The following is a 1,171-nucleotide window of genomic DNA, read 5'->3' as shown; positions in this document are numbered from 1 at the left end:
TTGCGGCTGAAGCCGTCGACAGAGGGGCGCTCGCCCTCGCGGACGAACACGACCCTGAGACCAGGGGTAGGCACAAGCTGAACCCGAAGCCGGACGACGCCGGGCGTCGGAGCGCGGGACTCCTCCGGGGCCTCGGCAGGTTCACCGGTGCCGCCGGGGCGGGAGTGACCGTGTACGAGGGCCTCGATGAATACGTCAAGGGAGAGAAGTCGGCGCCCGAGGCCATCACCGAAGCGATCGGTGCTTTCGGCGGCGGGGCGGGAGGCGGGGCTCTCGCCGGCGCGGCGGCGGGGTCGTACCTCGGGCCGGTCGGCACGTTCGTCGGGGCCGGGATCGGCGCCGGGGTCGGCGCATGGCTCGGCGAGAGCGCCGCGGACAGGGTCTACGACACGCTGACGCAGGGGGAGGCCGCCGACACGCCGGGTAACACGAGTGATCCGGAGAAGAACACGAACAGGGGTGGAAACTGATGGCAACGGGCGAGAGCCGGGAACCCGGAAACGAGTTCGAGCACGGAAGCGAGGACATTCCGTTCTCCCGGTGGGGAGACATCAAGATGCGGTTCGTCGCCAGCTGGCGGCAAGACCACATCAAGAGGTACGGCATGTACTTGTGCGTCATCTGGTTTGTCGGGTTGATCGGATACGAACTCGTCATGCGCCTGCTCGAGGCGTTGGGTCTCGCCGGGTGAGAGTTGCCGTGTGAAGGTTGCCGGGGTGAGGGCTGCCGGGTGAGGGCTGCCGGGTGGTGCCGAACCACACAGCTCGTCGATTCCGGGGCGGCGGGGCAACACCTCCCGGGCGATTGTCGGGTTCTTTCGCGCCGCATCATGGCCGGTGGTCACGTGGCGGTGTCGCCTCCGGTATCTCGCCGTCCGATGACCCGGCTGACCACCGGCTGCTCCTGCTTCTGTTCGGTTTCGACGTTCTCGGGCGGCGGAGTCCTCCCCAGAACCGCGGGGGCGACCTTGACCGGTTCCCCGATGATCTCCGAGGTGTTGGTGGCGTTGGTCAGATACGCGGCCGGCGTGTGACCGCGACGGCCCTCGTTCTGGCCGGTCGCCGCGGCGCCCATCATTCCCATGGGCATCATCCCTGCACGACTGGCGTGGGCCCCACCGTTCGACGACGAGAACGCCCCCGCGGGCGCACCCGCAGATGCCGAACCCGCC

General features: G+C 68.8%; 2 protein-coding genes and 1 pseudogene. 2 read left to right on the top strand and 1 reads right to left on the bottom strand.

The genetic code is table 11. From position 1 onward, the window contains the following. Both G6019_RS16120 and G6019_RS16115 read left to right on the top strand, forming a co-directional pair. Positions 1-470, top strand: a pseudogene (locus tag G6019_RS16120) (hypothetical protein); the annotation flags it as partial. Further along, entirely contained in the window at positions 470-691 is a 222-nt protein-coding gene (locus tag G6019_RS16115; protein WP_107757320.1) for a hypothetical protein, read from the top strand. The pseudogene G6019_RS16120 and the gene G6019_RS16115, both read left to right, overlap by 1 nt. Positions 692-840: 149 nt before the next feature. Here the strand turns inward: G6019_RS16115 and G6019_RS16110 are convergent, their stop codons facing one another. Continuing rightward, positions 841-1,083 (bottom strand): hypothetical protein, encoded by a 243-nt coding sequence (locus G6019_RS16110; protein WP_182613484.1) that lies wholly within the window; start codon positions 1,081-1,083, stop codon positions 841-843. Positions 1,084-1,171 lie beyond the last annotated feature (88 nt).

This window comes from Dietzia sp. DQ12-76 (genome assembly GCF_014145045.1).
Classification (GTDB): Bacteria; Actinomycetota; Actinomycetes; order Mycobacteriales; family Mycobacteriaceae; genus Dietzia.
Note: the sequence above shows the minus strand (reverse complement) of the source record. Positions and strands in the feature narration are given on the sequence as shown.